This is a genomic window from Arthrobacter sp. TJ-58, assembly GCF_058269295.1.
On record NZ_JBZCNM010000006.1, the window covers coordinates 92,624 to 119,405 of the forward strand.

Sequence of the window (26,782 nt, forward strand, 5' to 3'; positions counted from 1 at the left end):
ACCGGGAGTTTTGAGGTGCGTCCCGAGGCTTGGGTTCAGTGGGTGCAGGCCCTAGGGTGAAGCCCAGAAAAGGACCGGGAGCAAGAGACTGCGGAGGGCACATGGTGCACGGATTGGCGGAGCAGGACGGATCAGCGTTCGGGAAGCCGCAGGCTGAGCCGCTGCGCCGCGGGGTGGGCCCGGTCCTGGAACCGTTTGCCGGAGTGGAGCGGATTGCGGTGCTGCGCGGCGGCGGTCTCGGGGACCTCATGTTTGCCATGCCTGCCCTGGACGCCCTCGCCGCGGCCTACCCGGAAGCAGAAATCACCCTGCTGGGAACTCCGCTGCACGCGGCGCTGCTGGACGGCCGTCCCGGACCGGTGCAGCGCGTCGAAGTGCTGCCTTCGGCGCCGGGGATCCACCCGGGTCCCGAGGATACGGCTGCCTTGGAACAGTTCCGCGCAGAGATGGGGGCGCGGAACTTCAATTTGGCCGTGCAGCTGCACGGCGGGGGCCGCAACTCCAACCCGTTCCTGCTCAAGCTGGGCGCCGAGCACACGGTAGGAACCAGGACACCGGATGCGGTGCACCTGGAACGCACCATTCCCTATGTCTATTACCAGCACGAAGTGCTCCGCTTCCTGGAGGTGGCGGGTCTGGCGGGCGCCGTTCCGGTGTCGCTGGAACCGCAGCTGCAGGTCCTGCCCGAGGAAGAAGAAAAGGCCGCCGCCTATCTGGCGCCCGGCCGGGACCTGATAACCCTGCACCCCGGTGCCACGGATCCGCGGCGCCGCTGGCCGGCGTCGGCCTTTGCAGACGTCGCGGCGCGGGCCGCAGCAGACGGGTGCCGGGTGCTGGTGGTGGGAGACGACGGCGACCGGATTCTGGGCGACCGGATCCTTGCCCAGGCCCTCGATGCAGCCGGGCACAATGCCGATATTGGCTCCGTGGCGGGTGAACTGGAAATCGGCACCCTGGCGGCGCTGCTGAAGGCAAGCAGCGTGATGGTGGGCAATGACAGCGGTCCGCGGCACCTGGCGCAGGCGGTGGGAACACCCACGGTGGGGATTTACTGGTTTGGCAACGTGATCAATGCCGGGGCCATGGGCCGCACCCGCCACCGGATCCACATGGCCTGGGTGTCCCGCTGCCCCGTGTGCTCAGTGGATGTCACTCAGGTTGGCTGGACTGCCGACCGCTGCGAGCACGACGATTCCTTTGTCGCCTCGGTGGATCCCGCAGCGGTGTATGCGGACGTGGCCGAGCTGCGGGCCGCCCCGCCCGCGTAGGGCGGCCCGCCGGCTACTGTCAGGGCCAGGAGTCCTCCTCCTCGTGGCAGATGACCATTTCCCGTACCTCGCACCCCTTGGGCTGGTGCAGGGCAAAAAGAATGGCCTCAGCCACGCGCAGCGGATCATTAAGCCGGGAATCGTCCCGGGGTTTGTACTGTTCCGTGCGGTCATCGAAGAAGCTTGTCTTCATGCCGGAGGGAATCATGGTGGTCACCCCCAACCGGCCGCGGGTTTCGGCCGCCAGCGCCCGGCTGAAGCCCACCACCCCAAACTTCGAGGCGCAGTAGGCGGTGGCGTCGGAAACCGCCTTAATCCCCAGGCTCGACGCCACGGTGACGGCACGGCCATGGCTCTCAAGGAGGTAGGGCAGCGCGGCGCGAACCACGGACACGGTGCCCAGCAGGTTCACGCCAATGACTTTTTCCCATTCCTCTGCGGCCACGTCTTCGAGCCGCCCGCAGCGGTCGATCCCGGCAGCCGTCACCACTGCGTCCAGCCCGCCCAGGGAATCCGCCGCTTCCCGCACTGCGGCTTCCACGGCCGCGCGGTCCGCCACATCCACTTCAAAGGCTTTTGCTTCGGTAACGCCGCTGATGTCGCGGTCCAGCACGACGGCGGTTCCGCCGGCTTCAGTAACTGCGCGCACCACCGCGGCGCCCAGGCCGGAGCCTCCGCCGGTGATCAGCACCCGTCCGGGATTGGAGAGATTCAACGACATGCTTGTTTCCTTTCAGAAGGGTTTCCGGATTCTTAGCGGATGGATTTTCGCTCAGCCCACCTGGGCCAAGGCAGCGGCAAGGGCCGTGGTGGAACGGGCCGGATGATAGGGAACGGTTACGGTTTCTCCGCCCCAGGTCCTGACCAGGCCGGCTTCGGGAAGCTGATCCTCGCGGTAGTCCCCGCCCTTGACCCAGATGTCCGGACGCAGCCGCTCCAACACCGCTTCGGGAGTGTCCTCGTCAAAGACCAGCACGCCGTCCACGCAGCCCAAAGACAGCAGCAGTTCGGTGCGGTCCTCCTGACCGATGATCGGCCGCTGCTTGCCTTTGAGCCGCCGGACGGAGCTGTCCGAGTTCAACACCACAATGAGGCAGTCACCGAGCCGGCGTGCCGCCGCGAGGGTCCTGGCATGGCCGGCGTGGAGCAGGTCGAAACAACCTCCGGTGGCCACCACCGTTCCGCCGCGCTCGCGGACCTGCTGCGCGGCGTGCAGCGCGTCGAGGCTTTCGCTGTGCAGCCGGGCGGGCTCTTTGTCCCGGTGCAGGGAGGCAACACCGCCCCCGGCCAGGAAACCCGCTGCGGCCAGAACGGCTTTCTCGGCAGCGGATTCCAGCGGGTGGCCCCGGTGCAGGCCAAGAGCCAGTGTGGCGGCGAACCGGTCGCCGGCCCCGCAGGTGTCCGAGGCGGACACCTGCGGCGCCGGGATCACCTGGGGCAGCCCGGACCGCGGCAGGACCAGTGCGCCCAGGGCGCCGAGGGTCACCACGACGGAGCGGCTTTGCCACCGCTCGAGCAGCCGTTCGGCAGCCCGCAGGGCCGCGGAAACGCCGCCGCCGGTGACGCCTGCGCCGCGCAGCGCCTCGGGAAGATTGGGGGTCACCGCAGCGACGCCGGGCACCGGTTCCGCCCCGGCGGGATGCGGATCCCAGACCACGGGAATCCGTCCGGCCAGCCCTTCCAGCACGGTCCGCAGCCGACGGTTTCCGGTCAGTCCGCGGCCGTAGTCCGCCACAATGACTGTTTCCGCCGCGGCGACTGCAGAGAGCATCTCCTCGGTCACCTCCGGCACCTCGGGCGGGGCGCAGCCCTCGTCAAAGCGCACCACCGCCTGCGCCCCGGCACGGATCCGGGTTTTTACCGGGGTGGGAACGCCTGAGGGCCCGGCGGTCAGCGCAATGCCTGCGAGCGCAGCACGCAGTTCCCCTGCGGCGCCGTCACTGGACAGGACCGTAACCAGCTGTACCTCGTGGCCGTCGCGCTGCAGCATCCGGGCCACCAGCCCGGCGCCGCCGGCACGCCGTCGAACCGTCTCCACCTCCACCACGGGCACGGGGGCGTCAGGGGAGAGCCGCTGCGCGCTGCCCGTGATGTCGGTGTCCAGCAGGACGTCGCCCACCACCACAATTTTCATGACTGTTCCTCTCCGCTGCGGCGCAGCACTTCCGCGTCGAAGGCGCGGCAGAGCGCGTGGACGGCAATCAGATGGGCTTCCTGGGCGTTGGCCGAGCGCGCGTCGATGCACACCGCCTCATCACAGGCGATGCTCAGCGGATTGGGCCCGCGCCCGGTCAGGGCCCAGGTCCTGAGGCCGAGGCTGCGGGCAGCAGCGGCGGCGGCCAGCAGATTGGGGCTTTGTCCGCTGGTGGACAGCAGTACCAGGACATCGCCGCGGCGTCCGTGACCCAGCACCTGCCGGGCAAAGAGCTGATCGAACCCGTAATCATTGGCAATGGCCGTGACGGCCGAGGTGTCCGCGTGCAGGGCGATGGCCGAGAACGGGCGCCGGTCGCCGTCGAACCGGCCCACCAGCTCCGCGGTCAGGTGCTGCGCCTCCGCCGCGGACCCGCCGTTGCCGGCGGCAAGCAGCCGGTGTCCGGCCAGGAGCCGGCCGGCCAGCTCCACTCCCCACGCGGTGAGCTGCCGGGCCTGTGCCTGGACGGAAGCCACCGCCGGTCCCAGATCAGTGAAGTGCTGCAGCACTGCCCGGTGGGCAGCGGTGTGGGGTGCGGTCAGGGCCGGCCGGGTATCCGTACCCAGGGTCCCGGCTAGTCCGGCACCGGCGGCTGTGGTGGTTTCAGCGTTCACAATGCTCCTCCCAGCGGCTGCAGGCTGACCTGATCGGCGGCGGCCGTCTGGCTCACGGCGCTCTGGTAGGCCTTTTCGGTGTCAGCGGCCACCCGGTCCCAGGAATAGCGTGCCCTCGCCCGCTGCCGGCCCGCGGTGCCCAGACGGGTGGCATATCCGGGGTTTTGAAGCAGTTCCGCCAGCGCTTGAGCCAGCGCCTCCGGATCTTTCGGCGGCACGTGAAGCCCCGTTTTGCCGTGCACCACCGTGTCGATGAGTCCGCCCACGGCCGAGGCCACCACCGGAACCCCGCAGGCCATGGCCTCCAGCGGAACAATGCCGAACGGTTCGTACCAGGGCGTGCACACCACGGCGTCGGCGCTGCGCAGCACGGCGGGCATTTCCTCGCGCGGGACCTGCCCCCGCAGCAGGACCCGGTCCCCGACGCCCAGGTCGCGGGCCAGCGCCAGCAGGCGCCGGGCTTCCGGATCGGAGGCCAGCCCGGCGGAGTCGGAGGCCCCGCCGACGATCAGGAGTTCGACGTCGTCGATTCCGCGTTCTGCCAGCAGTGCCAGCGCCTGGACCGCCAGGTCAATGCCCTTGCGCGGCACCAGCCGGCCGACGGCGGCTATCCGCCACCGTCTGCTGCGCGGCTCAGCCGGCCCGGCGGAGCCGAACAGGTCCAGGTCCACCCCGCAGGGGGCAACGGAAATTCGATGCCCCGGGATGCCCAGGGCCTTGAGTTCAAAGACCTCGTCTGAGCAGGTGGCGATGATCCGGTCCGCGTTGCGCCCCACCGATGGTTCCAGCCAGGTGCGCTCCGGCGGGCTGGTGTCCTCGGTGCCCTGGTGCCGTTTCTTCACCGTGCCGAGGGCATGAAAGGTTTGCAGCACCGGAACCGGATAACCCTGGGTATCGAAGCGGCGTGCGGCATCCAGTGCCGCCACCCCGGACATCCAGAAGTGCCCGTGCACCACGTCCGGGGGAGCGGAGCCCCAGTCAGCGGAGATCCCGTCCGCGAGTTCACTCATGTAGGGCAGCAGATGGTCCTTGGGCAGCACGCGTGCAGGTCCGGCATCCACATGCACCACGTCCAGGCCCGGCCCTACCGGCACCACGGCCGGCAGCGCCGGATCATCCCGGCGGGTGTAGATGCGTACGGAGTGCCCGCGGCGGGCGAGCGCCACGGACAGCGCCGCTACGTGCACGTTCTGCCCGCCGGCATCCACACCGCCCAGCGCCGCCAGCGGACTGGCATGTTCGGACACCATTGAAATTTTCACTGCTTGCCCCCTCCAACAGCACCTGACAGTTCCGTAGGCCGTGCCACCGGCAGTTCCGCGGCGACGGCCGGGTCCTCGAAAACGGGGAGCCGCCCGCCGGTCCGCGTGGTGATGTCCGACAGCGTGTTGTCCCAGGCCGCCAGGAAGGCGTCCAGGCCGTAACGGTGCAGGGCAAAGCTGCGGGCAGCCAAGCCCCGCTGCCGTGCTTCGTCGGGATCACGGATGAGGCGCGCTGCTGCTCGCACCAGTTCCTGAACATTTGCGGAGACGGTTCCGGCCTCCGGCGGCACGGCCCGTGCGGCTTCGGTGGTGGCCACCGCCAGCACCGGAAGCCCCAGCTGCATCGCTTCCAGCAGGGAAAGCCCCAGGGAGGTCCAGCGCATGGGATGGACGTACGCCCTGCACCCGGCCAGCTGCGTATGCAGTTCCCCGGTGGGCAGGTCTCCTCGGACGGTCAGTTCATCCGGGCCCAGGCCGGTGGCGGCGGGAAGCCCTTCCGTGCCCATGCCAAACACCTCAAGACGGGCCGCGCGGGCAAACTGCGGCAGCAGGTCCGTGCCGGTCACCCGCCACCGGCGCACCGGCTCGTTGATGACCACGCCCAGGTGCTCCCGGACGCCGGTGTACCGGTAACCGGGGTCCGGAATGCCGTGCTCGATCACCCGCGCGGGGGCCCTGCCGCTGTCCCAGAAGAGATTGTTGAAGTGCGTCACGTGGATGACGGGGATGTTGCTCTGGCCGGCCAGCGGGTGGACGGCGGAGGGAACGCTGTCCTTGGGCGTGTTGTGCTCCAGATACACGGCCGGCAGGTCCACTCCGGGCCGGCGGCCCAGCAGGCGTTCGCAGGCGGCGATCTCCTCGGGGCGCTGCAGCACCACCGCATCGATCTCTTGGTCCCGCAGGTTCTCCGGCGCGCATTCAACGGCTGTGTCCGGCCAGTCCCGTCCGCCCCGTCCCAGCCCCCAGGCTCCACCCTCCGCCGTTGCCGGGAGGATGTACTCATGTCCGCCCCGGATGAAGGCTTCCATCCAGCCGCCGTGCACATGCCACAGCAGGATCCTCATACAGTCCTCGTTTCTCTGCGTGTTCCCAGGGATCTCACTCCGGTGGTGAGACGGTGCACTGCCTCCACCACCTGCTCCGGCGTTACGCCGGAAAGACAGGGGTGGCCCGGTACCGGACAGATGCGGGCACGGCTGAGCCGGCAGGGTGCGTTCTGGTCGCCCAGCAGCTCCAGCGGCACCCGGTACGGCGCCCAGCGCACCGCCGGCACCACGGGAGCGAACAGGCTGACGACGGGCGTGCCCACGGCAGCGGCCAGGTGGGCCGGGCCGGTATTGCCGACGACGGCGGCCGACGCGCCGGCCAGCACACCGGCCAGGGTGCGAAGATCGGTGCGTCCGCCCAAGTCCAGGCCGGCGACCCCCGCCACGGTGGCGGTCAGGCGGGTTTCCCCGGGTCCGCCGGTGACGATGACCCGGTGTCCGGCGGCGGTCAGCAGCTCCACGGCAGCTGCGTGGTGCAGGGCCGGCCAGGCCCGCGCCGGAACCGCGGCGCCGGGATGGACCACAATGTATGGTCCGGAACCCACCAGATCCCGGACGTCGGCGGTGCCGGACAGGCGCAGGCGTCCGTCGTCGTCCGGCGGGAGCCGATAGCCCGCTGCTGCGGCGATCTGCAGGGCCCGCTCGGCTTCCGGCTGGTCTTCCGGGAAGTCTTCGCCGGGTTTGAGCCGGACGTCCAGCAGGGACCCGGCGTAGTCCACGGAGGCACCGGTGATCCGGGCAACGCCGGCGAGCCGCAGCACCAGCGCCAGCGGCAGCGGTGACTGGTGGAAGGAGGTCAGGATGACCGCTTCGTCGATCTGCTCATGACGGATGTCCGCTTCCAGGGCGGCGACGGCGGCTGCAGTTGCGGCAGGCGCGGGATCGACAATCCAGGGACTGGCCCACGTCAGCACTGAGTTCACCCCGGGCAGCAGGGCGCCGGCATCGGCACCCTGCGGTCCGCACAGCAAGGTGACGCGGGTATTGCCGGCAGCAGCCACGGCACGGACGGCGGGGCCGGTCAGCAGGACATCTCCCGCACTGTCCAGGCGGGCCACCAGGACGCGGCGCGTCACGGGGTCCCCAGCAGGATGCCGACGGCGGCGGCAAGATCAGGGGCAACGCACCTGGCGGCGGCGGTTTCCTCAACCCGGGTGACGGCGGTTGGAACCAGGACCGCGCGTGCACCGGCGGCTTCGGCTGCTTCTACGTCCGCGCCGATGTCTCCGATCATGGCCACGTCGCGCGGCTGCAACCCCAGGCGCTCGCAGGCGCTGCGGATCATTCCCGGCTCGGGTTTGCGGCAGCTGCAGCCGTCCTGAGGACCGTGCGGACAGATTTCCCAGACATCGAACGGGCCCAGCAGTTCCTCTACGCGGGCGTTGACGGCGGCCACCTGGGCGGGTGTGAGCAGTCCGCGGGCTATCCCGGACTGGTTGCTGACCACGCCCGTGCGGATTCCCTGCCGGCGAAGTGTCCGCAGCACTGCCGCCGCGCGGGGAAAGGGGACCACCAAGTCAGGGTTGCCGTTGTAGGGGACGTCGCGCACCAGTGTTCCGTCCCGGTCGAAGAGCACCGCCCGCGGCCTGTCTGACTCCTGATGTTCCATAAGGAGCTTGTTCCCCATCCGCACCGCTCCTAAACAGGTTTGCTGCCACATCTTCTCCGGCTCGTCCCGGTGCTTAGCCGGCGGCGGGAATTCTGGCAGGATGTGCTTCACTGCTCCGCGGCCGCGGACGCGGAGCGGATGAAGGAGCGGGCATGGGCAGCAGCAGTGCGAGGACGGGCCAGCCGGAGTTGCTGGTGCTGCGAGCCTTGAAACTGGGGGATCTTTTGGTGGCCGTGCCGGCTTTGCGGGCGTTGCGCCGGGCATTTCCGGAGCACCGCATCAGCTACGCGGCACAGGAATGGCTGCGTCCGGTAGTGGAACTGGTGGGCAGCGTTGACGATCTTCTTCCGCTGCACGGGCTCGATGTCCCCATACCGCTGGAGCCCGGCCGGATTGACGTGGCAGTGAACCTGCACGGCAGCGGCCCGGAAAGCACGGGCCGGCTGCAGGCGCTGGCGCCGCGCGTCCTGCTCGGACACTCGGGTCCCGGGCTGCCCGGACCGGTCTGGCGTCACGGCATCCATGAACGTGAGCGGTGGTCCGAGCTCATGGACTGGCACGGCATCCCGGCGGATCCGCTGGATTACCTCCTGCTGCCGCCGCGCACCGCCAGCCCGGCCCCGGGCGCCGTCGTCATCCATGTCGGGGCGGCCTACGGAAGCCGGCTCTGGCCTGTGGAGCGCTTTGCCGCCGTGGCGGCGGAACTGCACCGCGCCGGGCATGAGGTGGTGTTCACCGGCAGCGCCGGCGAACGGCCCCGGGCACTTGCCGTGGCTGAATGCGCAGGGCTGCCGGAGGCCGCCGTAGCGGCGGGGAAGCTGGGGCTGGACGCGTTTGCGGCCGCCGTGGCCGGCGCTGCGCTGGTCATCTCCGCCGATACCGGCGCCGCGCATCTGGCCTCGGCGTACTCACGGCCCTCCGTGGTGATTTTCGGCCCGGCGCCGGTGGCCGAGTGGGGCCCGCCCAAGGGGCCGCACATTGCCCTGACTGACGAGTCGCAGCGGGTGGGGGACACCTTTGCCGTGGAGCCGGACCCTGCCCTGCTGGCGGTCTCGGTCCAGGACGTGCTGGCCGCCGCCGCGAAGCTGGAGCTGCTCTAGGCGCTGGCGGCCTCGGCGGAGAGCGGGGCGGCGGCCTCCGTTGGGCCAAGGATTTCCTGCTGGAGGGTCACCAGTATCCGGGCAAGCCGGCGTGAGACCTGCATCTGCGTCATGCCCAGCCGGTCGGCAATCACCTGCTGAGGCTCCTCATGGAAGTAGCGGCGAAACAGCAGGTCTTTGTCCCGATCCGTCAGTTTCCGGATGGCCAGGGCCAGCATTGCCAGGTTTTCCGCACGCTCCAGCCGGGTGTCGATGTGTCCGTAGACATCCGCTACATATCCGCCTTCAAAGGGGGCATCCAGGGAGTCCGGCTGCAGGCTGCTCTGGCAGTTCAGGGCTTCTGACACGGTTTTCTCCTCGCAGCCCAGTTCCAGCGCCAGCTCCGCCAGGGAGGGTTCACGAACCAGCTGCTGGGTGAGCAGAGGATAAACCTTGGCAATGGTGGTGCGCAGGTCCTGCACCTCCCGCGGGGGCCGCACCATCCAGGACTGGTCCCGCAGGTAACGCTTGATCTCCCCGTGGATCGTCGGAATGGCAAAGGCCGGGAAATGCCGGCCGACGGCGGGGTCAAAACGTTTGACGGCCTTGATGAGCCCAATGTAAGCCACCTGCCGCAGATCTCCGCGGTCCCGGCCGTGGCCGGCGTAGGAACCGGCCACACTGTCCGCAAGCTCGCGGTGTCTAAGGACCAGTTCATTGTGCAGCGCCTGCTGCAGGTCCCCGCGGGCATGCCGGGCGCGGGTGAAATGGGTGAGGGAAGCGGACTCGGGAGGCGTCATGGGGCAGCTCTTCGCAGTGGCGACGAGGCCCTCTGCTGGACCGCTACCTCAGGAAACCAGAAGCCCCCTTAGTTATCAAGGGAATTGTCCCGGTCTCTGCACAGAGGGCTTTACCTCTCGGCGGAGAAGAAGGTATGGGTGCGTTTTTGGTCCGAAGCTCCGTGCTTCCCTTAGCCGTTAGCGCCGCTTGCGCGGAGGCCGCTTCGGAGCTTTCGGAATCTTCTGAGGTGGAACCGGCCGCTCGGTGCTGTCAGCTGCCAGAAGGCCGTCCGGACCATCCAGCATCCGGCCGAGGCCGGCCAATTGGTCCTGCTCCGCGTCTTGGTCCTGCCCGGCGTCGTCGGACTCTGCGGGAGCCTGCTGCGCGCCCACGGGCGCCGGGATCTGCTGCTGCCGTACCAGGAGAACGGCTGCGGCACCTATCGCTGCCATCGCGGAAGCCAGGGCGAGCATGAGCATGGCGTAGAACCAGAACAGCGCCAGGTTCGGCGGGGCAGACACCGGCGGAGTCAGGACTCCGGTAAAGCAGACGAGCCAGAATGCGGCGCAGCTGCCCATGATGATCCAGGCGGTCCGGGAGGGGAGGGAGTGCAGCAGGTGGTGCAGCTTCTGATCCATGAACGGGTCCTAGGGAAAGCCGTGGTGCCGTTGCTTGACGCCCTCCAGTCTAGGGAGACGGTCCCGGCTGGTGACCGGCCTTTACTGGATTAAGACCCGTTTGTGCCCAGAGGGGTTGCCGGGCCGCTGGACTCCTCCACAATGACCTTCACTGCCCCGGCGGGCTGCTGTTCGGCCACGGCATCGGTCAGGGGCTGGACCTGCTCTGCCGGAACGCGGACCGTGATACTGGCGGTGCGTCCGCTGGTGCCGAGCCAGTGGATCCGGACCGGTGGAGCCGCGTCCGAACCGAGCCAGGCCCGGAAGTCTCGGGGTTCGCCGAGGACTCTGCGGTGGACTGTGATGAGTCGGCGGCACCGGGTCCCTGCGCCTCCTGGCCGCACCCGCCAAGAGCCATCCCGGCACAAGGCCGGGACCCGCATTGGTGTCCTCACCTAGCTACACGTGTTTCAAGTAACAAGACCCCTTACTGCCGGGTGCGCGGACTACTTGGTGTGCGGGGCCCCAATCGACGCCCGGCGGCTGCGGTAGGACCGGACATGTTCCCGGTTGCCGCAGTTCCCGGTGTCGCAGTAACGCTTGGAACGGTTCCGGGTCAGGTCCAGGATCACGGCGGAGCAGTCCGGGGCGGAACATGTCCCGAGCCTGTTCATTTCGCCGCCGCGCAGGATGTCCGCCAGGGCCATGGCAGCCTCCGTGGCCATCCTTTCTTCCAGCGGTGCGGCCGGGGAGGTGCAGTGCAGGTGCCATCCCCACTCGTCATGGCGGACCACCTGCGGGAGGGCGCGGGAGTTTCGCAGCAGCTGGTTGACGCCCGCCGCCAGCTCTTCTGCGTCGGCCGTCCAGAGCCGGCGCAGCACGGTGCGCAGGTGCCGGACGGCCCGCAGTTCTGCTGCCGTGCGGGTGCGGGAACCACTGAAGCGCTCCTGAGCCAGGAAGTCATCCAGGTCTTCCAGGGTGAGGAGTTTGTCCGGTCCGGCCACGCCGGTGTTGATGAGCGCCGCCACAGTTCCCAGGGAGTCTGCGGTGTCATGTCCTAAAACCATTATGAATCCTGACATTTTCGAAGAGGTCTTCCCAGTGTAATGGTCTAAGAGGCAGAATGGTCCTGACCTGTCCCGCGGGACGTCTAATCTTTGTTCCTGGAGGGACCATGAAACGCGTAGAGCATAAGCGGGCAGCCGGGGCCGACACCGCGGGCATCCGCGGCAACCCGGGCGGCAGCCCGGGCGGCAGCGCCGGCATAGCGGTGGCCCTGCTTTCATCGGCAGTGTTCGGACTCTCCGGGTCCTTCGCCAAGTCGCTGCTGGAGACGGGCTGGACGTCTACCAGCGCCGTGGCCGTACGGATGGGCGGAGCAGCACTGGTGCTGCTCATTCCCGCCCTGGTGGTGCTGCACGGGCGCTGGTACCAGGTCCGGGAGAACTGGAAGACCATCCTGGCCTTTGGATTCATCGGGGTTGCCGGGTGCCAGTTTTTCTACTTCAACGCAGTGGAACGGTTGTCCGTAGGGGTGGCGCTGCTGCTGGAATTCCTTGCACCGGTACTGATGGTGCTGTGGATTTGGGCGGCCACCCGCCGTCGGCCGGGCCTGAAGACCATCGGAGGCGCCCTGGCCGCGATCGCAGGCCTGGTGCTCGTCCTGGATATCGGCGGCGCCGTGCGCATTGATCCGGTGGGCGTCCTGTGGGGTCTGGCGGCGGCCGTTTGCCTCGCAATCTACTTCTTCATCACGGCCAAGCAGAACGACTCGCTGCCGCCCCTGGTGCTCGCCACCGGCGGAATGATCGTAGGAGCCGCCACCATGGTGCTGCTCGGGGCAGCCGGCATTCTCCCCACAGGCTTCAGCACCGCCAACGTGGTGCTGGCCGGCCAGGTGACGCCGTGGTGGGTGCCGCTCGCCGGGCTGGTCCTGCTCTCCACCGTGCTGGCCTACGTCACGGGCATTGTGGCGGCGCGCAGTCTCGGTTCGCGGGTCGCGTCTTTTGTCTCCCTCACCGAGGTGCTCTTCGCCGTCCTGTGGGCTTGGCTGTTCCTGGCGGAACTTCCCGCCACGGTACAGCTCATCGGCGGGGCGCTCATTGTCCTGGGGGTGGTGCTGGTGCGCTCGGACCGGGCGGCCGGCCTGCCCGGCGAGGCCCTTGAAGAGCCCGATCCCTACGCGTGAGACGGGCCCGCCGCAGCCTCTGCTGCGGCGGGCCCGGCCGCTACGCCTGGGGTTCGACCTGAGGTTCGCCCTGGCTGGCCGGGGTATCCACCCTGATTTCCCGCTTGAGGATCTTTCCGGTGGGACCCTTGGGCAGGGCATCGGTCAGCACCACCCGCCGCGGATACTTGTAGGCTGCCAGCCGGTCCTTCGCGAAACTGCGGATGTCCCCCAGCAGCGCCTCGCGGGCGACGTCGTCGGCCACCCGGACATCCTCCTTCAAGCCCACCACGGCCACGATTTCCTCGCCGTGCAGTTCGTCGGGGATGCCGATCACTGCGGCCTCGGCCACGGCGGGATGCTCGTACAGGATTTCCTCCACCTCACGGGGATAGACGTTGTAACCGCCGCGCAGAATGACATCCTTCTTGCGGTCCACAATGTAGATGTTTCCGGCGTCGTCGAGCCGGCCCAGATCCCCGGTGCGGAACCAGCCGTCGGGAATGGCCGCCTGCGTAGCTTCCGGATTGTTCCAGTACTCCTTCATGACACCGGTGCCCTGCACGGCGAGTTCGCCCACCTCACCCACGGGAAGGTCTCCGCCGTCGGGATCCACCACGCGCACGTGCATGCCCTCCACCGCCTTGCCGATGGAGCCGGCCATGCGGTCCGGTCCCGGCAGGTTGAAGGAAACCACGGGTGAGGTTTCGGACAGGCCGTACCCCTCCAGCAGCTGGGTGCCGAAAACACGCTCAAATTCATGCAGCACCTCCAGCGGCATGGCCGATCCGCCGGTGATGGCTCCGCGCAGTGACGAGACATCGGTGTCCGCCAGGCGGGGATGGCGCAGCATGCCCACGTACATGGTGGGAACGCCCTCAAAGATGGTCACGCCGTCGCGTTCAATGATTTCCAGGGCCTTGCCGGCGTCAAACCGCGGGAGCAGGCTGATCGAGGCACCGGCCATGACCGCTGAGTTCAGTGCGGACGTCTGCCCGAACACATGGAAAAACGGCAGGCCGCCAAAAATCACATCCGATTCCACCGTGTGCAGCAGATTGCGGGAAATTTCGGCGTTGGTGACCAGGTTGTTGTGGGTCAGCGCGGCCCCCTTGGGCCGCCCGGTGGTGCCGGAGGTGTAAAGGATGACGGCGGTGTCCTCCCCGTCCACCTCACGCACTTCGGAAACCGGATCCGTCTCTGCCAGCAGCTGAAGGAACGACCCCGCATTCACCGGGATAACTTCAACGCCGCCGGCCTGCTCCGCCCCCTCCAGGGCCTCAGCCAGGATCCCTTCCCAGGCGAAGACCAGCCGGGCGCCGGAATCCTGCAGGTGATAGGCCACTTCGCGGGCCTTGAGCAGCGGATTCAGGGGAACCACCACGGCTCCGTACCGCAGCACGCCGTAGTAGACAAAGGCCATCTGCGGAATGTTGGGCATGATCAGGGCGACGCGGTCACCGGGCTCGATGCCGCGCGCGGCGAGGACGCCCGCCACCTTGGCGCTCATGGCGTCCAGGGCTGCGTAAGAGACAGTGGCCTCATCGAGCAGCAGGACCGGCCGGTCCGGAATCCGGGCCGCGGTGTCGGTGAGAATGCCGGCGAGGTTTTGCATGAAGATCTCCTTTGATCTGGCGTTCAGCGTCCAAGCGGTTATGGACCCCCAGAGGGCCCGCCGAGCCGGTACTCCCCATTCCATACCGCTCGGTATGGAGCAGTCTAGGGCCACCGGGGCGCAGATGGACGGGCAAACGGTGTTTTTCTTGGCGAACGCTGCCGGCCCCGCGTAGGACCGCAGCAATCCGGCGGTAATCTGGTCCTGGGCGCGGTGTGCATTCCCGCCGCCCCAACCCCAATTCCAACCGATCTCCTCAGCCTTCAAAGGAACCCCCATGCCCTCTTCAGAGGCGCCCGCCCGCACTCCTGTCACCCGGCAGTCGGTGCTGGCCACCCTGAAATCTCCGCGGCTGCTCAAAACGGAAGTGCTGGCCGGGCTTGTCGTGGCGCTTGCCCTGATCCCCGAGGCCATCGCCTTCTCGGTCATCGCCGGCGTGGATCCGCGGATGGGACTTTTCGCTTCCTTCACCATGGCAGTCACCATCGCTTTTGTGGGCGGCCGCCCCGCCATGATTTCCGCCGCCACCGGCGCCGTCGCGCTGGTGATTGCACCGGTGGTGGCCAACCACGGCGTCCGCTACCTGGTGCCCACCGTGATCCTGGCCGGCGTGATCCAGATCCTGCTCGCGCTGGCCGGTGTGGCCAAGCTGATGCGCTTCATTCCCCGGTCGGTGATGGTGGGCTTCGTGAATGCGCTGGCCATCCTGGTGTTTTCCTCCCAGCTGCCCGAACTCATTGGCGTGCCCTGGCTGGTCTACCCGATTGTCGCCGTCGGGCTGGTTATCGTGTTCGGCCTGCCCCGGCTGACGACGGCGGTGCCCGCGCCGCTGGCGGCGATCGCCGTCCTGACGGTGGCCGCCGTCGTCGCCGGCTGGGACCTGCCGACCGTGGGAGACAAGGGGGAGCTGCCCGACAGTCTGCCGGCCCTGCTCTTCCCGGACATTCCGCTGACCCTGGAGACACTGCGGATCATCGCCCCGTACGCGCTCGCCATGGCCTTTGTGGGCCTGCTGGAATCACTGCTCACCGCCAAACTCGTGGATGACATCACCGATACCCGCTCCTCCAAGCCCCGCGAGGCGGCAGGGCAGGGCATAGCGAATATTGTGACCGGATTCTTCGGCGGCATGGGCGGCTGCGCCGTGGTGGGGCAGACCATGATGAACGTGAAGGCCTCCGGTGCCCGCACCCGGATTTCCACATTCCTGGCCGGGGTTTTCCTCCTCATCCTGGTGGTGGTCCTGGGAGATGTGGTGGCGCTGATTCCCATGGCGGCGCTCGTGTCCGTGATGATCTTCGTGGCCTGGGCCGCGTTCGACTGGCACAGCATCCGTCCCTCCACCCTGAAGCGCATGCCGAAGTCGGAGACCGCCGTCATGGTCATCACCGTCCTCGCCACGGTGTTCACGCACAACCTGGCGATCGGCGTCGGAGCAGGAGTGCTCACGGCCATGGTGCTTTTTGCCCGCCGGGTGGCGCACTTCGTCACCGTGCACCGCACCCTGAACGGCGACGGCGGTGCGGTCACCTACACGGTGCAGGGCGAGCTGTTCTTCGCCTCCTCCAATGACCTCTACACCCAGTTCGACTACGCCCTGGATCCGGACCAGGTGCTGATCGATCTGAGCGCCTCACACGTCTGGGACGCCTCCACAGTGGCCGCACTGGATGCCATCACCGAGAAGTACCGCAGCCGCGGCAAAACGGTCCGGATCACCGGCCTGGATGATTCCTCCGATGCCATCCGTTCCCGGCTCAGCGGCCGGCTGGGCTGATAAAGCCGCTACGCTCGGCTCATGACTGCCGTCCATTGTGTGATCGCTTCGCCCATCGGGCCCCTGACCCTGGTGGCCGACGGCGGTGCCCTCACCGCGGTCTACATGGAAAACCACAAACGCGGCCCGGCACCTGAAACGCTCGGCCCGCCGGTTTCGGACAACGACGACGCCGCCGGTGACGGCGCCGTCGCCGACGCCGTCGTCCTGGCCCGGACCCGGGAACAGCTCGGCGAATACTTCGGAGGCGAGCGCCGGGACTTCACCCTGCCGCTGGCCCCGGCGGGCAACCCGTTCCGGCAGCGGGTCTGGGCACTGCTGCTGGAAATCCCCTACGGAGAAACCCGCACCTACGGGGACCTGGCCCGGCAGCTCGGGGATAAGAACCTGGCCCAGGCCGTGGGTGCAGCGAATGCCCGGAACCCCGTCTCGATCATCATTCCGTGTCACCGCGTGGTGGGAGCTGCCGGCGCCCTCACCGGCTATGCGGGCGGGCTGCAGCGCAAGCAGCACCTGCTGGGGCTGGAGGATCCGCGGCGGGTCCAGGACACACTCTTCTGAGACCATGGGACCGTCAGCGGGAGCAGGCTCACAAAAGCTGCTCCGAGATCGTTTACCGGGTGTGGAAGTGAAACCGTTCGAAGCCGTTGTCGTTGAACACGGGCCGGCCGTGCTGCGGGTCTGCCGCGCCGTGCTGGGGCCGCAGGATGCGGAGGACGCCTGGTCAGAGACGTTCCTGGCGGCGCTGTGCGCCTACCCGGACTTGGCGCCGGGCGCCAACATCCAGGCCTGGCTGGTGACCATTGCCAAGCACAAGGCCATTGACCTGCACCGTGCCGCCGCCCGGCGTCCGGTTCCGGTTTCCGATCTGCCGCCGCCCGCGGGCAGCAATGGCCGCGAGGGGCGCAGCACCGGCTATCCGGTCCCCGGCGAGGCCAATGATTATGATCCGCTCTGGGCTGCACTGAAGACCCTGCCGCGCAGGCAGCGGGAGGCGCTTGCCTATCACCACCTGGCCGGGCTGTCCTATGCGGAAGTTGCCGTGGTGCTGGGCGGCACCGAGGCGGCGTGCCGCCGGTCCGCAGCGGACGGCATGAAGAAACTGCGCAGCCTGAACTTGGAGGAATCATGATGACACCGCCGGAAAAACTGCCGCTGAAGGAAACACCGAACGGTCTGCCGCCGGAGCTGCGCCCGCAGACCGGCGGGAACGCCGCCGAAGCCGCTGTCCTGGAGCGGCTGCACGGAAGACTGGTCACCGCCGCTGAGGAGACCGGCGTGCTGGACGTGGCCTACACGGTCATTGATACCCCGGTGGGGGAACTGCTCCTGGCGGCAACCGACGCCGGATTGGTGCGGGTGTCCTTCGCCTGCGAGGACCACGACACGGTGCTGGCCGCCCTTGCCGCACGCATCAGCCCGCGCATCCTCAAGGCACCCGAGCGGCTCCGTGACGCCGCGGATCAGATCGGGGAGTACTTTGCCGGAACCCGCCGCCGCTTTGACCTGTCCCTGGACCTGCGGCTGACCGCCGGCTTCCGCCGCGCCGTCGTCGAGCACCTCCCGGACATTGGCTATGGATCCACCGCCAGCTACTCGGCGCTGGCGGCCCTGACCGGAAATCCCGGTGCGGTCCGCGCCGTCGGAACAGCCTGTGCGCTGAACCCGCTGCCCGTCGTCGTGCCCTGTCACCGGGTGGTGCGCTCGGACGGGACCACAGGCAACTACCGCGGGGGACCGGACGCCAAACGGCTGCTGCTGAATCTGGAGGCTGCGGCATGAGCGGCGCACTGTTCCCGCCCAACCGGGCAGAGCTGGCCGCCGGCGCCGTCCATGTTCCCGGCTGGCTGGATCCGGCGGCGCAGCGCGAGATAGTTCAGGCCTGCCGGCAGTGGGCCATCGGGCCGGTGCCCATGCGGGCCGCGGTCCTCCCCGGCGGACATCCCATGTCCGTGCAGACCGTGTGCCTGGGCTGGCACTGGCAGCCGTACAAATACACCCGCACCGCCGACGACGCCGGCGGCGGCCGGGTGGCCGAGGTGCCCCAGTGGCTGATCTCCCTGGGACGGCGCGCCCTGACCGAGGCCTACGGACGCCCGGGCGAACCCGGATACGCACCGGACCTCTGGAAGCCCGAGGACTACACCCCGGACACCGCACTGATCAATTACTACGCCCACGGCGCCCACATGGGCATGCACCAGGACAAAGAGGAGAAGTCCAGTGCCCCCGTGGTGTCCCTCAGCATTGGCGACACCTGCATATTCCGCTTCGGGAATACTTCCACGCGGACCAAGCCCTACACCGATATTGAGCTCAGCTCCGGAGACCTGTTTGTCTTTGGCGGGCCCTCGCGCTTCGCCTACCACGGCGTGCCCAAGACCCTGCCGGGCACGGCCGATCCCGACTCGGGGCTGGCGCAGGGACGGATCAACATCACCCTGCGCATGACCGGAATGACCCCGTGATCCTCCCGCCGGCCCGGACCCTTCGGCACAAACTGGCCTGCACTGAACCGTTCGCCTGGCAACCGTTGTTCCGGGCGCTTGCCGCCCATGCAGTGCCCGGCCTGGAGCGGGCGGAATACGACGACGACGGCGGCGCGGAGGTTGAGCGCCTGGTGCCGGCACCGTCCGGACCGGCCCGGGTCCGCGTCCGCTTCGGCCGTCCGGGCGCCGTAGAGGTGGAGCTTTCCCTGGCCCCGGAAACTCCGGCCGAGGTGCTGGCACAGGAGGAGGCTGCCGTGTTGGTCCTGGTGCGGCGCTGGCTGGACCTGGGCGCGGACCCCGCCGTCATCGACGGATTCCTCTCCGGCTTTGACCTGCTGGCACCGCTGGTGGCGGCCGCACCGGGACTGCGCGTGCCGGGATCCGTCAACGGCTTCGAAACCGCCGTTCACACGGTGCTGGGCCAACAGGTTTCCCTCGCCGCCGCGCGTACCTTCGGCGCCCGGCTCGCGGCAGCCTTCGGCGGCCCGGAACGGGACGGGCTTCGAGCCTTTCCCTTCCCCGAACAGCTGGCCGCCGTGCCGGCGGAAGATCTGCAGGCGGCAATTGGACTCACGCATTCGCGGGCGAGGACCGTAGCCGCGCTGGCGGAAGCATCCGCCTCAGGGCTGGTGCTCGGTGCCGGGTCCGACCCGGTTGCCACCCGTGCGGCCCTGCTGGCGCTTCCCGGAATCGGCCCGTGGACGGCTGATTACCTGGCGGTCCGGGTTTTTGGCGACCGGGACGCCTATCCGGCGGATGACCTCGTGCTTAAGCGGGCGCTGGGCGTTGGAACCGGACGTGCTGCAGCCGCCCTGTCCGAGCCGTGGCGGCCCTGGCGGGCCTACGCACTGTTCCACCTGTGGACGGCCGCAGCCTACGGATCCGGACGGTAGCCGCGGCCGTCAGGCTGCGAGCAGGGTAAAGAGCAGGCAGAGGACGGCCGGGCCGCCCTGAACAAGGGCGGGACGGATCATTTTCCGGTTGCTCAGGATCAGCACCAGCGCGGCCAGGACCATCGACGCTGACGTGAAACTCATCAGGGTCAGCCCCGCCACCCTGCTGCCGGCACCAAGCAGGACAATCCCCAGCAGCGCCCCGACTGCCAAAAACAGATTGTAGAATCCCTGGTTGTACGCCAGTGCCTGGGTGTAGGCCGCCTCCTGCGGGCTGGAAATCCGAAAAACCCTCATGGTCGCCGGAACCGTCCAGCGCAGGGATTCCAGAACAAAAATGTACAGATGGACAGCCGCGGCAATCACGGCAAAAACTGCAGCGGTAATGAGCACGGTGACGCCTCCTTGGCCATCAATCCTTCCACCCCTGTTGAGCGCGGCCAAGGCCCGGGAGGCCTTTCGGTTGGCGGGGGAGCGGGAATGGCCGCTAGCCTTGAAGGGGTGCCCGGTGTTCTTTCCGTGAGCATCCCGGCCGCGCCGTCAGCCTCTGCCACAGTCCCCGGAAGGACAGCCTCAGTGCCCATACCCCGTTCCGTCCGTCCCCTTGCCGCGGCAGCCGCCGCCGTCCTGGCGCTGTCCGCCTGCGGTTCGGACTACCCCCTGGGAGATGAACAGCGCGAGGCAGCGGAAAACAGCACGTCCACGCTGTCGGGTATTCTCTCCGGCTCCGGATCCAGTGCCCAGGGCCCCGCCATGGACGCCTGGATGGCCGGCTTCGGCACCATCAATCCGAAGGTCCAGGTGCAGTACTCCCCGGATGGTTCAGGCGCCGGACGCAACGCGCTGCTGGCCGGCGCGGTGGACTTCGCCGGTTCGGATGCCTATCTCCAGGAAGAGGAACTGGGCCAAGCCCGGGAAGTCTGCGGGCCCAACGGCGCCATGGACATTCCGGCCTACATTTCCCCGATAGCGGTGGCATTCAACCTGCCGGGCATCGACTCCCTCAACCTGGATGCCCCCACCATCGCCGCGATCTTCCGCGGGGACATCGAGAAGTGGAGCGATCCGGCAATCGCCGAACAGAACCCCGGGGTTACCCTTCCGGATATCCGCGTCACGCCGGTCAGCCGGGCCGATGACTCCGGCACCACCGAGAACTTCACCGAATACCTGCACGAGGCCGCTCCCCAGGCGTGGCCGGACAGCCCGTCAGGGACCTGGCCCGGGAACCTGAGCGGTGAAAATGCCCAGGGCAATGCCGGTGTGGTCAGCACGGTGACCCGCACCGAGGGTGCTGTGACCTACGCCGATGATTCAGTCATAGATGACTCGATGGGCACCGTGAACCTGCGGGTTGGCGGCGAGTACGTGCCGATCAGTGCGGACGGCGCTGCGATCGCCGTCGAGCAGGCGAAGCGGGTTCCGAACCGCGGACCGCATGACATTGCCCTCCAGCTGGACCGCACCACCACCGCCCCCGGCGCCTATCCACTGGTCCTCGTGTCCTATCAGATCTATTGCAGCGGCTATGAAGATTCAGAGACCGTGGAGCTGGTAAAGGCCTTCGGCGAGTATGTTGTCAGCGACGAGGGGCAGGCAGCGTCGGAGGACGCGGCCAAGAGCGCACCGCTGCCGGCATCTCTGGCAGATGAGGCCCGCGACGCCATTGAAAGCATCACCACGCTGCCCTGACGGCGGGACGACGGCGGCACGGGCCGGCGCTAACGGAGCCCTCTTGCGCGGCCCGGGCAGCGGTGGCACCGTTGATTCACCGCAATCTAAAGGGGGCCGCAATGCAACCGATTCAGATAGAGCGCTGGTGGCCGTATCTAGACGGCTCGGCCAAGTCATGGCTGCGCGAGAACCTTCGCGACGAGGGTATCCCGGGAAAGATCCAGGACCGCATCGCCGAAGCCGGAGGTCCGGTGATCGAACCGCTCCTTGAGGAGCGGGACTGGGTGTTCATTGAAGCCCAGCCGGAGTTCGCGGAATAGTTCTGCCGCCGGCTGGGGCAAAATGAAAGGGTGACCAGGACCGATTCCCCAGCTTCTCCAGTTTCCCCGCAACGGCATACGCCATCAGAAGAATCCTCGGCCCCGGGGTCCCGTGCGGACGGCCGCCTGAAGCCGCGGGGCACCTTCGCCAGGGGCATGGCGGCGTCATCCGTGTGGGTTGCCCGGGGGTTGATCATCCTCGCAGGTCTCGTGGTGATCTGGTTCGGCATCCGTTCCCTGTGGTCAATAGCCCTCCCCGGATTGCTGGCGCTGCTTCTCTCCTCCATCCTGTGGCCGCTGAACCGGGTGCTGCGGGCGGTACTGCCCAAGGCCCTGGCCGCTTTGCTTTCCCTGCTGGGGCTGCTGGCGGCCATCGCCGCAGTAGCCATGGCGGTGGTGCCCTCGATCTCCTCCGGTTCCAAGGAACTTGTCCGGATGGCCGGAGAGAACATGCAGGAGCTCAGCAACTTTGTGGCTGACCTGCCGTTTGCCGTCCAGGAGATCGATTTCACCGAACTGCTGGATGCCGGGCTGGCCCAGCTCCGGGAACACAGCAGCGACATTGTCTCAGGCGTCACGGCCGGTTTGGGTACGGTTTCATCCGTCACCGTGGTGTTCCTGCTGACCCTGGTTTTCACGTTCTTCTGCCTCAAGGACGGAGACAAGTTCCTCCCCTGGGCCAGCCGGTGGACCAATAACCGTGCCTTTGTCCACGCCGTGCGGGTGTCCGAAGAAGCGTGGCAGACGCTCTCCGCCTACATCCTCGCGCAGGCCACAGTAGCCCTGGCGGACGCTGTTTTCATTGGGCTGGGGCTGTGGGTGCTGGATATTCCGCTGGCACCGGCCCTGATGGTGCTGATCTTCTTTGCCAGCTTCATTCCCATTGTGGGTGCTGTTGCCACCGGAGTTCTGGCCACCCTGGTTGCCCTCGTGGCCCACGGCTGGGTGACGGCGCTGCTGGTTCTGGGCGTTGTCCTGGTGGTCCAGCAGCTTGAGTCGAACATCCTGCAGCCCCTGCTGGTGGGTAAAACGCTGAAGCTGCATCCCGCCGTCGTACTGGGATCCGTGACCGTGGGCAGCACGCTCTTCGGTATTGTGGGGGCGTTCCTGGCGGTGCCTGCCACCGCCGTCGCCATTGTGGTGCTGCGGTATCTGCGGGACCAGTCGCTGTCCACGGCCAATGCCGCGGTTTCCGGGGAGGTTCCTGAAGCCGCGGGAACGGATGAGCTGGAGGGTCCCGAACCGCAGATACATCACGGACCTGCGCCGGCGGATTCCTAGCGGCGGAAAGTGTAATTCGGCTCGTACTTGGTTGAGCCGGAGATGCGGTGGACGCGCCGGGGACAGAAGGGGTCAAAGACTTCGACTTCCATGCGTCCAGTTTCCGGATGGGAACGGTAAATGCAGGTGCAGGGGTAATGCACGCTTCAGATGCCTTTCAGATACCGATCTGCTGCTGCGCGGCCTCCGGGCACGCGCGGGCTCACCACCAAATATTGTGCCAAACCGCTTCCGGAAGGGAAAACCGCGGCCCGGGCGGGCGGCAAAGGGTAAGCAGGGATTAAAAGGGCGGGGCGCCCCCGGTGGTCTCACTTCCGGAAGCGCCCCTCGCGTTGCTGCCCTATTAGTATTACCAATCGACCTGTGAGGACTCTGAATGCCGCCTCGGCAGGGTGCCGCTGGCAAGGTGCCCGACAGCACGGATCCGAGCAGCTACGGATCCGAGAAGCTACGGAGCCATCCTCAGGAAATCAGCTTCCCGCTCCTTGCTCCAGGACCGGGCATACAGTCCCAGGCCCGCCTCATCGCGGACCGAGATGCCGAGCCGGTTCAGCATGAGCCGGCTTTGGTACACGGTAAGCTGCTGCGCACTGCGGCTGGCCCTGACTTTGTCCGCCCGGTACAGGTAGGTGTCGATGGCCCGGGACCAGCGCTTGCGCCAGTTGTCCACTGCCGGCTCTGACGCGGTGGCGGCCATGAGCCGGTGGGCCGGCAGGATCCGGGGTGCAAGCTGTGAGGTCAGGGCATTGCGCATGTGGGCGGCCTGGGGGCCAGAGGCCGCCGTGCAGCTGCGCAGATGGCTGTCCCAGTAGTAGTCCCACGAGATGGCCCGGCGGTCCGCCCAGACCGGGGAACGCGGTCCGCGCATCATTGCGTAGCTGGCATCGAACAGGAGCAGCGCCGCCAGGGACGAGCGGCTGTTTGCCTTCGGGAAGCGGGACGTGGCCCAGGCTGCCAGGTCCGATGACAGCTCAAAAACCTCCTCCGCCAGCGCCAGTCCATCCGCACCGCCATACTTTGCGAGGTCCGACTCTGCTCGGGGGGAGACCGGCCCCGACTCCCAGCGGGTGGGAATCGGTTCCTCCCGATATTCCGAGGTCTGCAATTCACCCAAATGGGGCACAGCCTGGTCAACCAGAGCTCGCATCAGGGACTGCAAGCGGTCCAGAACCCGCGGGGCACCAAGGATGCGCACCTGGATGAAGGGATGGACCGGGTCCATGCAGCGCGTATGGAACCAGCGCTGTGCTCCCCAGGAACGCGCCTGGGCGGCCAAAGGTGTGACCACGTCGCCTATGATCGCGTCACAAACATCCTTGCCCGTGGGCTGGATGGTCAAAGACCACCACTCGGCACCGTTGGTCAGCGGCTTGGTTTGCTGGAGTTGCGCTAACTGGCTCATTGGAGATGCCTCCCGTTGGTGTCGTACCGGAGATGTCGCTCCGGCCCTAGCGAAGTTATTGCCGTTCTGCACGCCTTTTTCCCGCGGCCCGGCGGGACATGTCCTTCCGGGAGGAACTCTTCGAGAAGAGAGCTGGCGGAGTGGAGGGCGGCATGGTGATATGGCCTCTTGGTGGTGTTGGGGTTCTCCGACCCGGGGGGCAGTCCAGCGAGCTCGCCCCAAATGGCTGGGGTCCGTTGCCTGGCTGTCCTGCGGGGTCGGAGACTGAAGGTGCGGAATCCATCTGTGTTCACTAACCGTCTTGCGTGTACTGACCTGTCCTGCCGGCTGACTGGGGAAGTGATGCCGTCAGGCTCATATCCTTCCAGTCGCCACGCCGCGTCCACCAGAGATTTTGGGAAAACCTTTCGTTAACGGAGTAACTAGTTGCACCTGATGAAATATCGGGTATGGGGGCTGCTGACACACCTTTGCGCGCATCCGGGCCCCCAGGGCAGGGGCGTCCATTTCTGTCGGCCGCAGAAGGTTCACGCTTACCTCCACAATGTCCCCGCGTCCAGCCCCGCCAACCCGCGACAGCGCAAGGGGAGTAAGAATTTTTGGACAAAATCGTTCAACACTCTGGCGCGTGGGTGCCGATTAGCCCTAGTCTCCAATAGGTTTCCGGCAGCGACAAATACCAAACCCGGGCGGATCAGACTGCCCCGGGCAATGCAACACCTGTTCCCCGCGGTCGGCACGGGGCAGGGAAGGAAAGATGAAAGATCATTTCTGGCCAACGGAAGTATCCGAGAGGCTGAGTGAGCATCTGGCGGGCGCTTTCACCGGAGTCGACTTCCGGACAGCTCCGCTGGAGGTCTACGACGTCGCCACAATCGACGTGGCGTGGACAAACGGGCCCGCCCTGCACGAAGTGGATCTGGTTGCGCTGGAGTTCATTCTCCGCGCGAATCTGGATACATGGGGGACACCCCAGTCCAGTGGCGTCAGGATCGACAGGATTTCCAAGCGCCGAACCATGAGCCCGGCGGCGGAGGAAATGCTGATGAGGGTCCTGGCTGCTGATCTGGGAGTCGGTGCGGATGATCCGGACATCGAGCGGCTGCATGCCTTGCCGCCCGTCCTCACCGGGTGCCGTTTTGGTGCCGACAAAGGAACGATCCTGGAGTTCCTGGACCTTCTGTTTGAATCAACAAGCTTCACGGGGGAGCAAGCAGCGGACGGGTACATCGGCGGGCAGGAGTCGCTGCTGTGCCGGTGCACCCTGTGTGTCAAACCGGCATTCTCCCTTTAAGCCGCCGGACTTCCCCTGGAGATTCCTGCCGTCCTCCGTTGCCGAAAGCGGCTCGGCTTCCGGCAACGGGGGAGTGTTAAACCGGATTGTAATCGCCTAGGCGACGGACTGTTGGGCGTCCTTGGTCCGCAGTTCGGACCCGGCGGCGGGTGCCGTGGCGGTCTTTCGCGTCAGTGTTGCGTAAGAGACGGCGGCGAGAACGGCAAAGACAACCATTGCAACGCCCATCGGCACCGCTGTGTCCTCGCCGCCCAGGCCCACAACCGGTGCTACGGCCGCTGCGAGCACATACTGCAGGCAGCCCAGGAATGCGGACCCGGTTCCGGCGTGGTGCCCGGCTTCCTCAAGAGCCAGTGCGGTGGCGTTGCCGAAAATGAACCCCAGAGATCCCTGGAACACTGCGAACAGGATCAGCATCGGGACCATCGGTGTTCCGGAAAGTGCGAAGGTCAGCAGGCCGGCTGCGGCCAGCACGGCCACCGCCAGGCCAATGGCGATCATTCGGCGGTAGGAAACCTTGCCGGCCAGTGCGGCGGCAACAACGCTGACAATCGTGATGCACAGGGCGTTCATTGCGAAAATCAGGGAGAACCGCGTCTCCGAGAGGCCCATGATGTTCTGGATGACGAACGGGGAAGCCGAGATGTAGGCAAACAGTCCCGCGAAGGCGAAGCAGAAGGTCAGCAGGTAACCGGTGTAGTTCCGGTTGCTAAGGACCACTGCGGCCACGTGCAGCGTGGTCTTGATCCCGCCGCGGTTGCGGTCTTCATCCGCGAGGGTTTCCTTGGCTCCGAAGACTCCCCATACGAAGAGGATCAAGATCAGTACGGCCAAAATCCAGAACACGGCGCGCCACCCGGCGGCGGCGATGATGGCCCCGCCTGCCAAGGGGGCGATCACGGGTGCGATGACGCAGATGATGGTCAGTACGCCCAGCAGCTTGGCTGCGGCAGCACCGCGCGACGTGTCGGCGACCATGGCGCGGGCCAGGACGACGCCCGCCGCTCCGCCAAGACCCTGCAGGAAGCGGGCCGAGGCGAGAATTTCCGCAGTGGGGGCGAGGGCGCAGGCAGCGCTGGCCGCGGCGCAGACGAAGGTGCCCACCAGCAGGGGCTTGCGCCGGCCCATTCCGTCCGACAGCGGGCCGATGAACAGCTGGCCCAGGCCGAGGCCCACCAGGAACGTGGTCATGGTCAGCTGGACACCGGCGGCAGTGGTGTTCAAATCCCCGGCCATGCCCGGGAAAGCGGGCAGGTAAAGGTCAATGGAGAGGGGGCCCAGGGCGGTCAGCAGGGCCAGGAGAAGAATGAGTTGTCCGCTGGTGCGGCGCACGAGCGAGGGCGGGGTAACGGTGGAATCGGGCATGACGACTTTCTGAGGTGCGGCCAGGATTCCACCGAT

Annotated in this window: 27 protein-coding genes; 13 read left to right on the forward strand and 14 right to left on the reverse strand. The window is 67.3% G+C overall.

Features of this window, described 5'->3' with window-relative positions; all coding sequences use genetic code 11:
- Nucleotides 1-101 precede the first annotated feature (101 nt).
- Nucleotides 102-1,268, forward strand: a complete 1,167-nt coding sequence (locus AC4D2W_RS15670) for a glycosyltransferase family 9 protein (RefSeq protein WP_490927834.1) — start codon at nucleotides 102-104, stop codon at nucleotides 1,266-1,268.
- Between the two features lie 19 nt (nucleotides 1,269-1,287).
- On the opposite strand, the gene AC4D2W_RS15675 is transcribed toward AC4D2W_RS15670, so the two are convergent.
- From AC4D2W_RS15675 to AC4D2W_RS15705, 7 genes are read right to left on the reverse strand one after another with little or no spacing between them, the layout of a single operon-like run.
- Nucleotides 1,288-1,989, reverse strand: coding sequence for an SDR family oxidoreductase (locus AC4D2W_RS15675; RefSeq protein WP_490927835.1), 702 nt, complete (start codon nucleotides 1,987-1,989; stop codon nucleotides 1,288-1,290).
- Between the two features lie 51 nt (nucleotides 1,990-2,040).
- A complete protein-coding gene (locus AC4D2W_RS15680) occupies nucleotides 2,041-3,402 on the reverse strand; it encodes a PfkB family carbohydrate kinase (protein WP_490927836.1) in 1,362 nt (453 codons plus the stop codon).
- Nucleotides 3,399-4,076: a D-sedoheptulose-7-phosphate isomerase gene (locus AC4D2W_RS15685; RefSeq protein ID WP_490927837.1), complete on the reverse strand. Its 678-nt coding sequence runs from the start codon at nucleotides 4,074-4,076 to the stop codon at nucleotides 3,399-3,401. The genes AC4D2W_RS15680 and AC4D2W_RS15685 overlap by 4 nt, the downstream gene beginning before the upstream one ends.
- Nucleotides 4,073-5,338: a glycosyltransferase gene (locus tag AC4D2W_RS15690; RefSeq protein ID WP_490927838.1), complete on the reverse strand. Its 1,266-nt coding sequence runs from the start codon at nucleotides 5,336-5,338 to the stop codon at nucleotides 4,073-4,075. The genes AC4D2W_RS15685 and AC4D2W_RS15690 overlap by 4 nt, the downstream gene beginning before the upstream one ends.
- The gene (locus tag AC4D2W_RS15695; protein WP_490927839.1) at nucleotides 5,335-6,402 is read right to left on the reverse strand and encodes a glycosyltransferase; all 1,068 of its coding nucleotides are present in this window, start codon (nucleotides 6,400-6,402) and stop codon (nucleotides 5,335-5,337) included. The genes AC4D2W_RS15690 and AC4D2W_RS15695 overlap by 4 nt, the downstream gene beginning before the upstream one ends.
- Entirely contained in the window at nucleotides 6,399-7,460 is a 1,062-nt protein-coding gene (locus AC4D2W_RS15700) for a glycosyltransferase family 9 protein (protein ID WP_490927840.1), read from the reverse strand. Before AC4D2W_RS15700 ends, AC4D2W_RS15695 begins: the two co-directional genes overlap by 4 nt.
- Nucleotides 7,457-8,011 carry a D-glycero-alpha-D-manno-heptose-1,7-bisphosphate 7-phosphatase gene (locus AC4D2W_RS15705; RefSeq protein WP_490927841.1) on the reverse strand — a complete coding sequence of 185 codons (555 nt, stop codon included), beginning with the start codon at nucleotides 8,009-8,011 and terminating at the stop codon, nucleotides 7,457-7,459. Before AC4D2W_RS15705 ends, AC4D2W_RS15700 begins: the two co-directional genes overlap by 4 nt.
- Before the next feature lie 134 nt (nucleotides 8,012-8,145).
- Here AC4D2W_RS15705 and AC4D2W_RS15710 point away from each other — a divergent pair, with 134 nt between their 5' ends.
- Nucleotides 8,146-9,093: a glycosyltransferase family 9 protein gene (locus AC4D2W_RS15710; RefSeq protein WP_490927842.1), complete on the forward strand. Its 948-nt coding sequence runs from the start codon at nucleotides 8,146-8,148 to the stop codon at nucleotides 9,091-9,093.
- On the opposite strand, the gene AC4D2W_RS15715 is transcribed toward AC4D2W_RS15710, so the two are convergent.
- The 3 genes from AC4D2W_RS15715 to AC4D2W_RS15725 form a co-directional block, all read right to left on the reverse strand.
- Nucleotides 9,090-9,872 (reverse strand): sigma-70 family RNA polymerase sigma factor, encoded by a 783-nt coding sequence (locus AC4D2W_RS15715; RefSeq protein ID WP_490927843.1) that lies wholly within the window; start codon nucleotides 9,870-9,872, stop codon nucleotides 9,090-9,092. The two genes, AC4D2W_RS15710 and AC4D2W_RS15715, sit on opposite strands and share 4 nt — an antisense overlap.
- Nucleotides 9,873-10,049: 177 nt before the next feature.
- Nucleotides 10,050-10,490, reverse strand: coding sequence for a hypothetical protein (locus AC4D2W_RS15720; RefSeq protein ID WP_490927844.1), 441 nt, complete (start codon nucleotides 10,488-10,490; stop codon nucleotides 10,050-10,052).
- A gap of 485 nt (nucleotides 10,491-10,975) precedes the next feature.
- A complete protein-coding gene (locus AC4D2W_RS15725; protein WP_490927845.1) occupies nucleotides 10,976-11,536 on the reverse strand; it encodes a CGNR zinc finger domain-containing protein in 561 nt (186 codons plus the stop codon).
- Nucleotides 11,537-11,643: 107 nt separating this feature from the next.
- Between AC4D2W_RS15725 and AC4D2W_RS15730 the strand changes: the two genes are divergently transcribed.
- Nucleotides 11,644-12,657 (forward strand): EamA family transporter, encoded by a 1,014-nt coding sequence (locus AC4D2W_RS15730; RefSeq protein ID WP_490927846.1) that lies wholly within the window; start codon nucleotides 11,644-11,646, stop codon nucleotides 12,655-12,657.
- 40 nt (nucleotides 12,658-12,697) lie between these two features.
- Here the strand turns inward: AC4D2W_RS15730 and AC4D2W_RS15735 are convergent, their stop codons facing one another.
- Nucleotides 12,698-14,251 (reverse strand): long-chain-fatty-acid--CoA ligase, encoded by a 1,554-nt coding sequence (locus AC4D2W_RS15735; protein WP_490927847.1) that lies wholly within the window; start codon nucleotides 14,249-14,251, stop codon nucleotides 12,698-12,700.
- A gap of 277 nt (nucleotides 14,252-14,528) precedes the next feature.
- Here AC4D2W_RS15735 and AC4D2W_RS15740 point away from each other — a divergent pair, with 277 nt between their 5' ends.
- The 6 genes from AC4D2W_RS15740 (at nucleotide 14,529) to AC4D2W_RS15765 (ending at nucleotide 19,410) form a co-directional block, all read left to right on the forward strand.
- Nucleotides 14,529-16,028, forward strand: coding sequence for a SulP family inorganic anion transporter (locus AC4D2W_RS15740; RefSeq protein ID WP_490927848.1), 1,500 nt, complete (start codon nucleotides 14,529-14,531; stop codon nucleotides 16,026-16,028).
- A 21-nt stretch (nucleotides 16,029-16,049) separates the two neighbouring features.
- Nucleotides 16,050-16,589, forward strand: a complete 540-nt coding sequence (locus tag AC4D2W_RS15745) for a methylated-DNA--[protein]-cysteine S-methyltransferase (protein WP_490927849.1) — start codon at nucleotides 16,050-16,052, stop codon at nucleotides 16,587-16,589.
- 67 nt (nucleotides 16,590-16,656) lie between these two features.
- Nucleotides 16,657-17,160 (forward strand): RNA polymerase sigma factor, encoded by a 504-nt coding sequence (locus AC4D2W_RS15750; RefSeq protein ID WP_490927850.1) that lies wholly within the window; start codon nucleotides 16,657-16,659, stop codon nucleotides 17,158-17,160.
- Complete coding sequence (locus tag AC4D2W_RS15755) at nucleotides 17,157-17,810, forward strand: methylated-DNA--[protein]-cysteine S-methyltransferase (protein WP_490927851.1); 654 nt, start codon at nucleotides 17,157-17,159, stop codon at nucleotides 17,808-17,810. Before AC4D2W_RS15750 ends, AC4D2W_RS15755 begins: the two co-directional genes overlap by 4 nt.
- Nucleotides 17,807-18,496 (forward strand): alpha-ketoglutarate-dependent dioxygenase AlkB family protein, encoded by a 690-nt coding sequence (locus AC4D2W_RS15760; RefSeq protein WP_490927852.1) that lies wholly within the window; start codon nucleotides 17,807-17,809, stop codon nucleotides 18,494-18,496. The genes AC4D2W_RS15755 and AC4D2W_RS15760 overlap by 4 nt, the downstream gene beginning before the upstream one ends.
- Complete coding sequence (locus tag AC4D2W_RS15765) at nucleotides 18,493-19,410, forward strand: DNA-3-methyladenine glycosylase family protein (protein ID WP_490927853.1); 918 nt, start codon at nucleotides 18,493-18,495, stop codon at nucleotides 19,408-19,410. The genes AC4D2W_RS15760 and AC4D2W_RS15765 overlap by 4 nt, the downstream gene beginning before the upstream one ends.
- 9 nt (nucleotides 19,411-19,419) lie before the next feature.
- Here AC4D2W_RS15765 and AC4D2W_RS15770 read toward each other — a convergent pair whose 3' ends face one another.
- On the reverse strand, nucleotides 19,420-19,803 hold the full coding sequence (locus AC4D2W_RS15770; RefSeq protein WP_490927854.1) for a DUF1304 domain-containing protein: 384 nt from the start codon (nucleotides 19,801-19,803) through the stop codon (nucleotides 19,420-19,422).
- Between the two features lie 183 nt (nucleotides 19,804-19,986).
- Between AC4D2W_RS15770 and pstS the strand changes: the two genes are divergently transcribed.
- The 3 genes from pstS (at nucleotide 19,987) to AC4D2W_RS15785 (ending at nucleotide 22,685) form a co-directional block, all read left to right on the forward strand.
- On the forward strand, nucleotides 19,987-21,102 hold the full coding sequence (gene pstS, locus AC4D2W_RS15775) for a phosphate ABC transporter substrate-binding protein PstS (protein WP_490927855.1): 1,116 nt from the start codon (nucleotides 19,987-19,989) through the stop codon (nucleotides 21,100-21,102).
- Between the two features lie 101 nt (nucleotides 21,103-21,203).
- Nucleotides 21,204-21,404, forward strand: a complete 201-nt coding sequence (locus AC4D2W_RS15780; RefSeq protein ID WP_400930387.1) for a hypothetical protein — start codon at nucleotides 21,204-21,206, stop codon at nucleotides 21,402-21,404.
- 156 nt (nucleotides 21,405-21,560) lie between these two features.
- Nucleotides 21,561-22,685, forward strand: a complete 1,125-nt coding sequence (locus tag AC4D2W_RS15785; protein ID WP_490927856.1) for an AI-2E family transporter — start codon at nucleotides 21,561-21,563, stop codon at nucleotides 22,683-22,685.
- Between the two features lie 448 nt (nucleotides 22,686-23,133).
- Here AC4D2W_RS15785 and AC4D2W_RS15790 read toward each other — a convergent pair whose 3' ends face one another.
- On the reverse strand, nucleotides 23,134-24,087 hold the full coding sequence (locus AC4D2W_RS15790) for a lantibiotic dehydratase C-terminal domain-containing protein (RefSeq protein ID WP_490927857.1): 954 nt from the start codon (nucleotides 24,085-24,087) through the stop codon (nucleotides 23,134-23,136).
- 757 nt (nucleotides 24,088-24,844) lie between these two features.
- Between AC4D2W_RS15790 and AC4D2W_RS15795 the strand changes: the two genes are divergently transcribed.
- Entirely contained in the window at nucleotides 24,845-25,381 is a 537-nt protein-coding gene (locus tag AC4D2W_RS15795; protein ID WP_490927858.1) for a hypothetical protein, read from the forward strand.
- A gap of 96 nt (nucleotides 25,382-25,477) precedes the next feature.
- Here the strand turns inward: AC4D2W_RS15795 and AC4D2W_RS15800 are convergent, their stop codons facing one another.
- Nucleotides 25,478-26,746, reverse strand: a complete 1,269-nt coding sequence (locus AC4D2W_RS15800) for a multidrug effflux MFS transporter (RefSeq protein ID WP_490927859.1) — start codon at nucleotides 26,744-26,746, stop codon at nucleotides 25,478-25,480.
- Nucleotides 26,747-26,782 lie beyond the last annotated feature (36 nt).

Coding starts and splice junctions, on each gene's coding strand:
- AC4D2W_RS15800 (WP_490927859.1), bottom strand. CDS start 26,746: ATGCCCGATTCCACCGTTACCCCGCCCTCGCTCGTGCGCCGCACCAGC.
- AC4D2W_RS15790 (WP_490927857.1), bottom strand. CDS start 24,087: ATGAGCCAGTTAGCGCAACTCCAGCAAACCAAGCCGCTGACCAACGGT.
- AC4D2W_RS15780 (WP_400930387.1), top strand. CDS start 21,204: ATGCAACCGATTCAGATAGAGCGCTGGTGGCCGTATCTAGACGGCTCG.
- AC4D2W_RS15785 (WP_490927856.1), top strand. CDS start 21,561: ATGGCGGCGTCATCCGTGTGGGTTGCCCGGGGGTTGATCATCCTCGCA.
- AC4D2W_RS15710 (WP_490927842.1), top strand. CDS start 8,146: ATGGGCAGCAGCAGTGCGAGGACGGGCCAGCCGGAGTTGCTGGTGCTG.
- AC4D2W_RS15680 (WP_490927836.1), bottom strand. CDS start 3,402: ATGAAAATTGTGGTGGTGGGCGACGTCCTGCTGGACACCGACATCACG.
- AC4D2W_RS15670 (WP_490927834.1), top strand. CDS start 102: ATGGTGCACGGATTGGCGGAGCAGGACGGATCAGCGTTCGGGAAGCCG.
- AC4D2W_RS15755 (WP_490927851.1), top strand. CDS start 17,157: ATGATGACACCGCCGGAAAAACTGCCGCTGAAGGAAACACCGAACGGT.
- AC4D2W_RS15740 (WP_490927848.1), top strand. CDS start 14,529: ATGCCCTCTTCAGAGGCGCCCGCCCGCACTCCTGTCACCCGGCAGTCG.
- AC4D2W_RS15720 (WP_490927844.1), bottom strand. CDS start 10,490: ATGGATCAGAAGCTGCACCACCTGCTGCACTCCCTCCCCTCCCGGACC.
- AC4D2W_RS15745 (WP_490927849.1), top strand. CDS start 16,050: ATGACTGCCGTCCATTGTGTGATCGCTTCGCCCATCGGGCCCCTGACC.
- AC4D2W_RS15795 (WP_490927858.1), top strand. CDS start 24,845: ATGAAAGATCATTTCTGGCCAACGGAAGTATCCGAGAGGCTGAGTGAG.
- AC4D2W_RS15735 (WP_490927847.1), bottom strand. CDS start 14,251: ATGCAAAACCTCGCCGGCATTCTCACCGACACCGCGGCCCGGATTCCG.
- AC4D2W_RS15675 (WP_490927835.1), bottom strand. CDS start 1,989: ATGTCGTTGAATCTCTCCAATCCCGGACGGGTGCTGATCACCGGCGGA.
- AC4D2W_RS15730 (WP_490927846.1), top strand. CDS start 11,644: ATGAAACGCGTAGAGCATAAGCGGGCAGCCGGGGCCGACACCGCGGGC.
- AC4D2W_RS15715 (WP_490927843.1), bottom strand. CDS start 9,872: ATGACGCCTCCCGAGTCCGCTTCCCTCACCCATTTCACCCGCGCCCGG.
- AC4D2W_RS15760 (WP_490927852.1), top strand. CDS start 17,807: ATGAGCGGCGCACTGTTCCCGCCCAACCGGGCAGAGCTGGCCGCCGGC.
- AC4D2W_RS15695 (WP_490927839.1), bottom strand. CDS start 6,402: ATGAGGATCCTGCTGTGGCATGTGCACGGCGGCTGGATGGAAGCCTTC.
- AC4D2W_RS15725 (WP_490927845.1), bottom strand. CDS start 11,536: ATGGTTTTAGGACATGACACCGCAGACTCCCTGGGAACTGTGGCGGCG.
- AC4D2W_RS15705 (WP_490927841.1), bottom strand. CDS start 8,011: ATGGGGAACAAGCTCCTTATGGAACATCAGGAGTCAGACAGGCCGCGG.